We start from the raw sequence: 9,449 nt of genomic DNA, 5'->3' as shown, positions 1-9,449 counted from the left end.
CACCCCGGTCGCCGCGCGCCGACCGGCGGGAAGAGGCTGGCGGCGCTCAGGCGGCGCCGCGCAGCGGGTCGGCGTCCTGGAAGCGCGCGAGAAGGCGGGGCGACGCCTCGGGCGTGCGGCCGTCGGCGAGGCGGAGGTGAGCGTCGATATGGCGCTCGGACGGCACCAGCAGCCGACGGTAGAGTTCGCGGCACAGCAGCCGCGCACGCTGCCCCGGCCAGTCGCTCGCCAGCAGCACGTCGGGCAATCCGGGATCGCGCAGCAGCAGGCGGCGGTAGTCGTGGATCAGCAGCATCCGCATGAGGAAGGCGTTCTCATCCCCGGACTCGCTGGCGCCATCGCGGAGCTGGGCCAGCACGGGCTGGTAGCAGTCGACGAATTCGCGGTAGGTCTGCGCCAGGCGCTCGAGATTCCATGCCGCATGCACCAGGTCGGCGTCGCTGGCCGCCGCACCCAGGGCCGCATCCGCAGCCATCAGGGGCTTGAGCCGCGGCAGCAGCCCACCCAACCCCTCCCCGACGAGCGCGTCGAAGGCGGTGATGAGGTCCGCGCTCGGATGCACGAAGCAGTCCCCGTCGAGGGCGCCGAAGCCCTGCCAGAACAGCGCCCTGCGCAGGCGTTCGCGGTCCTTGGCCGCAAGCTCGCCGACGGCGAGGATCAGCCGCCAGCGACGATCCCAGCCCTGCGCAGCGGAAGCGTAGATGCGGCGCGACGCCTCCTCGATACGCTGCAGACCGGAAGGCGTCAGCATATAGTCCGTACGGCGGCCGCAAGGCTCGCTGACCAGCCATTCATCGCGCGCAAGCCGAAACACCGATGTGCGGACGAGACGCTCGTTGAGCCCAAGCGGCTCGAGCAAGCGGATCAGGCTGCCCAGCCAGATGCGTCCGCCTCGGGGCAGCACGGCGTCGCCGAAGACGGAAATGATCAGCGACCCGGCCTGCACGCGATCTTGCTTGCGGAACGCTTCAAGGCGATCTTGGATGGAAGTGGTCACGGACGAGCTTGTTCGCGCTGCGGTTGGGGGCCAGAAGTCTATCGATTCCGGGCAGATGCGCCTAGCGCCGGAGCGCGCTTTCGAGGCCGCCGCACTCGCGTACGCAAGGCTCGAGGACGAGCGCCACGCCGATTCCGCGGGCACGAAGCCTGGATGCGTGCGGGCGAGTGCGCGGGAGGGCAAGGCAGCAAGGAGATTAATACGATACTAATACTACATTTTTATATGTATTTTTGTATCACATAAAGCCCAAAGCAGCGGACGCCATGGGTTTTTCGACTGGCTACGGCTGCCGGAACACCCCGACAATTTTCACATATACCACTGTTTATAAACGACTTCCTTATATTTAAACGTGTTTCGCCTATCAAAACTTGAGGTGATCACCCCCTCAAGAATAGATACCTAGTATTGACATTTATCAAATCGATTTGTATCGTTTGAAGCACAAGACCACCCACTCGGAGAGACCCATGCCCCACCCCTTGCTCGAAAAGCACCGCGCCACCCTCGAAAGCGCCCTCGACGCCATCGCCACGCGCGGCTATTGGTCTGCCTTCCCCGAGATGCCGAGCCCCAAGCTCTATGGCGAGGCGGCGCCGGACGAGGGCAAGCGCGCCTTCGAGGCGCACCTGGGCAAGCCGTTCGAGCTCGGGCAGCCGGGCCAGACGGGCTGGCATGGCGGCGAGAGCTCGCCCTATGGCGTGGCGCTCGATGTGCGCTATCCGGTGTGCGACCCGGAGACGCTGATCGCCGCCGGGCTCGAGGCGATGAAGGGCTGGCAGGCGGTGGGCGCCGACGGCCGCACCGGCATCTGCCTGGAAATCCTCCAGCGCCTGAACAAGCAGAGCTTTGAGATCGCCCACGCGGTCATGATGACCACCGGCCAGGGCTGGATGATGGCCTTCCAGGCCGGCGGCCCGCACGCCCAGGATCGCGGCCTCGAGGCCGTGACCTACGCCTGGCGCGAGCAGAGCTTCGTGCCGGCCGAGACCACCTGGGAGAAGCCCCAGGGCAAGAACCCGGCGCTGGTCATGAAGAAGCACTTCCAGATCGTCGGCCGCGGCGTGGGCCTGGTGATCGGCTGCGGCACCTTCCCGACCTGGAACACCTACCCGGGCCTGTTCGCCGCGCTCGCCACCGGCAACGCGGTCATCGTCAAGGCGCACAGCAATGCCATCCTGCCGGCGGCGATCACCGTGCGCACGATCCGCACCGTGCTCGCCGAGAACGGCATCGACCCCAACCTGGTGAGCCTGTGCGTGGCCACCCAGCGCAGCGTCACCCAGGCGCTCGCCACCCACCCGGCGGTGCAGTCGGTCGACTTCACCGGCAGCAACGTGTTCGGCCAGTGGCTGATCGACAACTGCCGCCAGGCCCAGGTCTATGCAGAGCTCGCCGGCGTGAACAACATCGTCATCGACTCGACGGACTCCTACAAGGCGATGCTGGGCAACCTCGCCTTCACGCTCTCGCTGTATTCCGGCCAGATGTGCACCACCTCGCAGGCGATCTTCGTGCCCGCGGGCGGGATCGACACCGAGGACGGCCACAAGAGCTACGACGAGGTCTGCGCCGACCTCGCCCGTGCGGTCGAGCGCTTCCTGTCCAAACCCGAGGTCGCCCACGCCGTGCTCGGCGCGATCCAGTCCGCCGACACCGCCGAACGCATCGACATCGCCAACAGCGGCGCGCTGGGCAAGGTCGTGCTGGCCTCGCAGAAGCTCGACAACCCCGAGTTCCCGGGCGCCAAGGTGCGCACCCCGGTGCTGCTCGCCTGCGACGCCGCCGACGAGAAGGCCTACATGGAAGAGCGCTTCGGCCCGATCAGCTTCATCGTCAAGGTCGCCGACACCGCCGCAGGGATCGCGCTCTCCGAGCGTGTGGTCAGGACCCACGGCGCGCTCACCGTCGGGCTCTACTCCACGAGGCAGGACGTCATCGACGCGATGACCGAAGCCACCTGGCGCGGCAAGGTCGCGCTGTCGATCAACCTCACCGGCGGCGTGTTCGTGAACCAGTCGGCGGCCTTCTCCGATTACCACGGCACCGGCGGCAACCCGTCGGCCAACGCCTCGTATTCGGATTCCGCCTTCGTCGCCAACCGCTTCCGCGTCGTCCAGCGCCGCTACCACGTCTGAGGATCCGTCCGTGGAATACAACAACATCCAGTTTGCAGTGGAGGCGGGCGTCGCCCGCCTGACGCTGAACCGCCCCGACAAGCTCAACAGCTTCACCGGCGAGATGCACGCCGAGCTGCGCGACGCGCTCGACCGCGTCCACGCCGACAAGGCCGCGCGCGTGCTGGTGCTCACCGGCGCCGGCCGCGCCTTCTGCGCCGGCCAGGATCTGGCCGATCCCGACATGGCGTCGGTGGGCGGCAAGATGCCCGACATCGGCAACGTCGTCGAAAAGAACTACAAGCCGCTCGTGCTGCGCCTGCAGAACCTGCGCGTGCCCACCATCGCCGCGGTCAACGGCATCGCCGCCGGCGCCGGCGCCAGCGTGGCGCTCGCCTGCGATCTGGTGGTGGCGGCGAAGTCGGCCTCCTTCCTGCAGGCCTTCAGCAAGATCGGACTCGTACCCGACACCGGCGGCACCTGGTTCCTGCCGCAGCGCGTCGGCATGGCGCGCGCGATGGGCCTGGCGATGCTCGCCGACAAGCTGCCCGCCGAGAAGGCCGCCGACTGGGGCCTGATCTGGGCGGCGTACGACGATGCCGAGTTCGCTGCAAAGGTGGACGCGCTCGCCGCGCAGCTCGCCGCCATGCCGACCAAGGCCCTGGTGCGCACCCGCCAGGCCATGCACGCCGCGGCCGGCCATACGCTGGAGCAGCAGCTCTCCTTCGAGGGCGGCTTCATGCGCGAGCTGGGCTGGAGCCCCGACTACGCCGAAGGCGTCGCCGCCTTCATGGAAAAGCGCGCACCGAAGTTCACCGGGGAATGAGCGTGACCGACACCCAGATCTCCAAGTCCGCCGCGCAGCCGCTGCCCGCCTCGGCTGTCGTCGCCGTGGTCGGCACCGGCGCCATGGGCGCCGGCATCGCCCAGGTGGCGGCCGCGGCCGGCCACGTGGTCAAGCTGCTCGACAACCGTCCGGGCGCCGCCGCCAAGGCGATCGAAGGCATCCGTGCCCAGTTCGGCAAGCTCGCCGACAAGGGCAAGATGAGCACCGAAGCCGCGCAGGCGGCCGCTGAACGCCTGATCGCCGTCGACCAGCTGGCCGAGCTCGCCGACGCCGCACTGGTGGTCGAGGCCATCGTCGAGAACCTCGAAGCCAAGCAGAAGCTGTACGGCGACCTGGAGAACATCGTCGGCGCCGACTGCATCTTCGGCACCAACACCTCGTCGATCTCGGTGACCTCGATCGGCGCCGCCCTGCAGCGCCCCGAACGCCTGGCCGGCCTGCACTTCTTCAACCCGGCGCCGCTGATGAAGCTGGTCGAGATCGTCTCCGGCCTCGCCACCGCGCGCGTGGTCGCCGACACCCTGTTCGCCACCGCCGCGGCCTGGGGCAAGACGCCGGTGCATGCGCGCTCGACGCCGGGCTTCATCGTCAACCGCGTCGCCCGTCCCTACTACGCCGAGGCGCTGCGCATCCTCAACGAAGGCGGTGGCGACTGCGCCACACTCGACGCGATCATGCGCGACGCCGGCGGTTTCCGCATGGGGCCGTTCGAGCTGATGGACATGATCGGCCACGACGTCAATTTCGCCGTCACACGCTCGGTGTGGAACGCCTTCTACAACGATGCGCGCTTCACGCCCTCGCTGATCCAGCAGGAGCTGGTCGACGCCGGCTTTTTCGGTCGCAAGTCGGGCCGCGGCTTCTACGACTACCGCGAGGGCGCCGCGCGCCCCGCACCCCAGGTCGCGGTGGCGCAGCACGCACCGGACGAGATCGTGCTGCACGGCCATTCGGCCGCCGTGCATGCGCTCGCCGACCGCCTCTTCGAGCGCAACATCCCCCATACCTGGGGCGAAGCCAACGACGGTCGCATCGCCGAGACGGGGGGCGCGGTGATCTTCGTCACCGACGGCCGCACCGCCACGCAACGCGCCACCGAGATGGGCATCGCCAACGTGGTGCTGATCGACCTCGCACTGGACTACGCCACCGCCGGCCGCATCGCGGTCGGCGCCGCGATCAACTGCTTCGCGCCCGCGGTCGGCGCCGCGATCAGCCTGCTGCAGGCGGCCGGCTTCGAGGTCTGCCGCCTGGGCGACACCCCGGGACTGGCAGTGATGCGCACCGTCGCGATGCTCGCCAACGAAGCGGCCGACGCGGTCAACCAGGGGGTGTGCGATGCCGCCGGCGCCGATGCGGCGATGAAGCTCGGCGTCAATTACCCGCGCGGACCGCTGGAATGGGCCGACCGCGTCGGCCTGCCGGCGATCTGCGCCGTACTCGCCAACCTCGCCCGCTTCTACGGCGAGGACCGCTATCGCGTGTCCCCGCTGATCCAGCAGCGCGTGTTCGCCGGAAAGAAGATCCATGACTGATGCGCAGCCCATCCCGACCGATCCGCAGGCCCTGGCCGAGGCCGTGACCGCGGCGATGTGGTCGCGCGACCGTACCGCCCAGGCGCTCGGCATGCGCATCGAGCACGTCGGTCCCGGCCGCTCCAGGGTCAGCATGACGGTGCGCGGCGACATGGTGAACGGCCACCACATCTGCCACGGCGGCCTCATCTTCACCCTGGCCGACACCGCCTTCGCCTACGCCTGCAACGCCTACAACCGCAACACCGTGGCGTCCGGATGCAACATCGACTTCGTCGCCACCGGGCGCGAAGGCGACACCTTGCAGGCCGAGGCCGTGGAGCGCACGCTGGCCGGTCGCACCGGCGTCTATGACGTCACCGTGCGCGACAGCGCAGGCAACACCATCGCCCTGTTCCGGGGCAAGAGCTACCGTATCTCCGGCGAGGTGATCGCCGGACTCGCCGCAGAGAATGCCTAGACGGGTCCGCGCGGCCCCAAGCACACGTAGAGAGACAGAGGAGACCACACCATGCCCGTGAAGAGCCCCCGCCCCGGCGACCTCGACCCGATCGAGACCGCCAGCCGCGACGAAATTTCCGCCCTGCAGCTGCAGCGCCTGCAGTGGTCGGTGCGCCACACCTACGACAACGTCGCGCCCTACCGCAAGCGCTGCGAGGAAGCGGGCGTGCATCCCGACGACCTCCAGTCGCTGGCCGACCTCGCGAAGTTCCCCTTCATGACGAAGACGGACCTGCGCGACAACTACCCCTTCGGCCTGTTCGCCGTGCCGCGCGACAAGGTCGCCCGCCTGCACGCCTCCAGCGGCACCACCGGCAAGTCGGTCGTCGTCGGCTACACGAAGCGCGACCTCGACAACTGGGCCGACGTGGTCGCCCGCTCGCTGCGCGCGGCCGGCGTGCGTGCCGGCGACATGGTGCACAACGCCTACGGCTACGGCATGTTCACCGGCGGCCTCGGCGCCCACTACGGCATCGAGCGTGCCGGCTGCACGGCGGTGCCGATGTCCGGCGGCCAGACCGAGAAGCAGGTGCAGCAGATCATGGACTTCCGCCCCGACGCGATCATGGTCACGCCGTCCTACTCGCTGGTGATCGCCGAGGAGTTCGAGCGCCTGAACATCAAGCCCGAGGACATCTCGCTGAAGATCGGCATCTTCGGCGCCGAGCCCTGGGGCGAAGGCATGCGCAGCGAGATCGAGCGCAAGCTCGGCATCGACGCCATCGACATCTACGGCCTCACCGAGGTCATGGGCCCGGGCGTGGCCAGCGAGTGCATCGAGACCAAGGACGGCCCGGTGATCTGGGAAGACCACTTCTATCCCGAGATCATCGATCCCGACACCGGCGAAGTGCTGCCCGACGGCGAGGAAGGCGAGCTCGTGTTCACCTCGCTCACCAAGGAAGCCTTCCCGGTCATCCGCTACCGCACCCGCGACCTCACCCGCCTGCTGCCGCCGACCGCGCGCTCGTTCCGCCGCATCGGCAAGATCACCGGGCGCTCGGACGACATGCTGATCGTGCGCGGCGTGAACGTGTTCCCGACCCAGATCGAGGAGCAGATCATGCGCGACCGCCGCCTGTCGGGGAACTACCAGATCGTGCTCACGCGCGACGGCCATCTCGACAACGTCGAGATCCGCGTCGAGGTCCAGCGCGAACTCTCCGGCAAGCTCAGCCGCACCGAGACCGAGAACATCGCACGCGAGCTGCAGCACCACATCAAGACCATCATCGGCATCTCCACCAAGGTGAACGTGATGGAGTTCGAAGCCATTCCGCGCACGCTGACCGGCAAGGCCCGCCGCGTCATCGACCAGCGCCCGAAGCAACTGTAAGGAGCTGGCCATGACTCAAGCATTCATCTGCGACGCCATCCGCACCCCCATCGGCCGCTACGGCGGCACCCTGGCCTCCGTGCGTGCCGACGACCTCGGCGCCGTGCCGCTCAAGGCCCTGATGACCCGCAACCCCCAGGTCGACTGGACCGCGGTCGAAGACATCATCTACGGCTGCGCCAACCAGGCCGGCGAGGACAACCGCAACGTCGCGCGCATGTCCGGCCTGCTCGCCGGGCTGCCGATCGAGGTGCCCGGCACCACGGTCAACCGCCTGTGCGGCTCGGGCATGGACGCCATCGGCCTGGCCGCGCGCTCGATCAAGTCGGGCGAGACCGAGCTGATGATCGCCGGCGGCGTCGAGAGCATGTCGCGCGCGCCCTTCGTGATGGGCAAGGCCGAGTCGGCCTTCTCGCGCAGCGCCGCGATCTACGACACCACCATCGGCTGGCGCTTCATCAACCCGCTGATGAAGAAGCTGTACGAGACGCACTCGATGCCGCAGACCGCGGACAACGTCGCCGCCGACTTCGACATCTCGCGCGCCGATCAGGACGCCTTCGCGCTGCGCTCGCAGCAGCGCTGGGCCGCCGCCCACGCCGCCGGTCGCTTCAAGGACGAGCTGGTGCCGGTGGTGATCCCGCGCAAGAAGGGCGACCCGATCGTCTTCGACACCGACGAGCATCCGCGCCCCGAAACCACGCTGGAGATGCTGGCCAAGCTCAAGGGCGTCAATGGCCCCGAGCTCAGCGTCACCGCCGGCAACGCCTCGGGCGTCAATGACGGCGCCTGCGCGCTGCTGCTGGCCTCCGACGCCGCCGCCGCGAAGCATGGCCTGACCCCGCGCGCCCGCGTCGTCGCCATGGCCACCGCCGGCGTGGCGCCGCGCATCATGGGCTTCGGCCCCGCGCCCGCGGTGCGCAAGGTGCTCGCCAAGGCGGGCCTCACGCTCGATCAGATGGATGTGATCGAACTCAACGAGGCTTTCGCGGCACAAGGCCTCGCCGTGCTGCGCGACCTCGGCCTCGCCGACGACGAAGAACGCGTGAACCCCAATGGCGGCGCCATCGCCCTGGGCCACCCGCTGGGCATGAGCGGCGCCCGCCTGGTCACCACGGCGGCCTACGAGCTGCAGCGCCGCAATGGCCGCTACGCGCTGTGCACGATGTGCATCGGCGTCGGCCAGGGCATCGCGATGATCATCGAGCGCGTCTGAGGCACGGGACAGTCCATGAACTACGAAACCCTCGCCATCGAGCGCCGCGGCGCCGTCGCGACGATCTGGATGGATCGGCCGGCAGTGTTCAACGCCTTCAACGAGCAGCTCATCGCCGAGCTGGCGGCCGCCTGCGCCGAACTCGACGCCGATGCCGGCGTGCGCGTGGTGGTGCTGGCCGGGCGTGGCAAGCACTTCTCGGCCGGTGCCGACCTCAACTGGATGCGCCGCGCCTCGGACAGCACCGAGGCGGAGAACCTCGCCGACTCGCGCAAGTTCGCCGCCATGCTGCGCACGCTGTCGGGGATGTCGAAGCCGACCATCGCGCGCGTGCAGGGCGCGGCGCTCGGTGGCGGCACCGGCCTCACCGCCGCCTGCGACATGGCGATCGCCGCGGACGATGCCAGCTTCGCGACCTCCGAGGTCAAGTTCGGCATCATCCCCGCGGTGATCAGCCCCTACGTGCTGCGCGCCATCGGCCCGCGCCACGCCCTGCGCTACTTCCAGAGCGCCGAACGCTTCGGCGCCGCCGAGGCCAAGGCCATGGGCCTGGTCGGCGAGGTCGTCACGCTGGATGAACTCGACGCCGCGGTCGATCGCCTCGTGCAGGCCCTGCTCGCCTGCGGCCCGCAGGCCCAGCTTGCCGCCAAGCAGCTGATCGCCGCGCTGGCCGGGCGTCCGATCGACGACGCCGTCGCCGAGGAGACCGCCGGCCGCATCGCGCGCCAGCGCGCCACCGCCGAAGCCCGCGAAGGCTTCACGGCCTTCTTCGAGAAGCGCTCGCCGGCGTGGATGCAATGAACACCCGCCGCGCCCCGGGCGTGGCGGACCTTTGAGGAGGAGGCGGGGTCACAGCCATGCGCACCCCGCGTTCCGTGCCGGTATTTCCCGGTGCGG

At 68.9% G+C, this 9,449-nt stretch carries 8 protein-coding genes; 7 read left to right on the top strand and 1 reads right to left on the bottom strand.

The window, feature by feature from the left end:
* Nucleotides 1-46 precede the first annotated feature (46 nt).
* Nucleotides 47-997 (bottom strand): phenylacetic acid degradation operon negative regulatory protein PaaX, encoded by a 951-nt coding sequence (gene paaX / locus C665_RS03205; protein ID WP_197068745.1) that lies wholly within the window; start codon nt 995-997, stop codon nt 47-49.
* A 473-nt stretch (nt 998-1,470) separates the two neighbouring features.
* Here paaX and paaN point away from each other — a divergent pair, with 473 nt between their 5' ends.
* Genes paaN through C665_RS03165 form a run of 7 tightly spaced genes read left to right on the top strand, consistent with a single transcriptional unit; the run spans nt 1,471 to nt 9,353 of the window.
* Nucleotides 1,471-3,138 (top strand): phenylacetic acid degradation protein PaaN, encoded by a 1,668-nt coding sequence (gene paaN, locus C665_RS03195; RefSeq protein WP_004299889.1) that lies wholly within the window; start codon nt 1,471-1,473, stop codon nt 3,136-3,138.
* Between the two features lie 10 nt (nt 3,139-3,148).
* The gene (paaG, locus tag C665_RS03190; RefSeq protein ID WP_004299887.1) at nt 3,149-3,943 is read left to right on the top strand and encodes a 2-(1,2-epoxy-1,2-dihydrophenyl)acetyl-CoA isomerase PaaG; all 795 of its coding nucleotides are present in this window, start codon (nt 3,149-3,151) and stop codon (nt 3,941-3,943) included.
* Nucleotides 3,940-5,499 carry a 3-hydroxyacyl-CoA dehydrogenase PaaH gene (gene paaH, locus C665_RS03185; protein WP_004299885.1) on the top strand — a complete coding sequence of 520 codons (1,560 nt, stop codon included), beginning with the start codon at nt 3,940-3,942 and terminating at the stop codon, nt 5,497-5,499. Before paaG ends, paaH begins: the two co-directional genes overlap by 4 nt.
* Nucleotides 5,492-5,959, top strand: coding sequence for a hydroxyphenylacetyl-CoA thioesterase PaaI (gene paaI, locus C665_RS03180; RefSeq protein WP_004299883.1), 468 nt, complete (start codon nt 5,492-5,494; stop codon nt 5,957-5,959). Before paaH ends, paaI begins: the two co-directional genes overlap by 8 nt.
* Nucleotides 5,960-6,010: 51 nt before the next feature.
* Nucleotides 6,011-7,336 (top strand): phenylacetate--CoA ligase PaaK, encoded by a 1,326-nt coding sequence (gene paaK, locus C665_RS03175; RefSeq protein ID WP_004299881.1) that lies wholly within the window; start codon nt 6,011-6,013, stop codon nt 7,334-7,336.
* A 10-nt stretch (nt 7,337-7,346) separates the two neighbouring features.
* A complete protein-coding gene (gene pcaF, locus C665_RS03170; RefSeq protein ID WP_004299880.1) occupies nt 7,347-8,552 on the top strand; it encodes a 3-oxoadipyl-CoA thiolase in 1,206 nt (401 codons plus the stop codon).
* A gap of 15 nt (nt 8,553-8,567) precedes the next feature.
* Nucleotides 8,568-9,353, top strand: a complete 786-nt coding sequence (locus tag C665_RS03165) for an enoyl-CoA hydratase/isomerase family protein (protein WP_004299879.1) — start codon at nt 8,568-8,570, stop codon at nt 9,351-9,353.
* The last annotated feature ends 96 nt before the right edge of the window (nt 9,354-9,449 follow it).

Source organism: Thauera aminoaromatica S2 (genome assembly GCF_000310185.1).
Classification (GTDB): domain Bacteria; phylum Pseudomonadota; class Gammaproteobacteria; order Burkholderiales; family Rhodocyclaceae; genus Thauera; species Thauera aminoaromatica.
The sequence above is the reverse complement of the archived record's forward strand: the minus strand, read 5'-3'. Positions and strand labels throughout refer to the sequence as shown.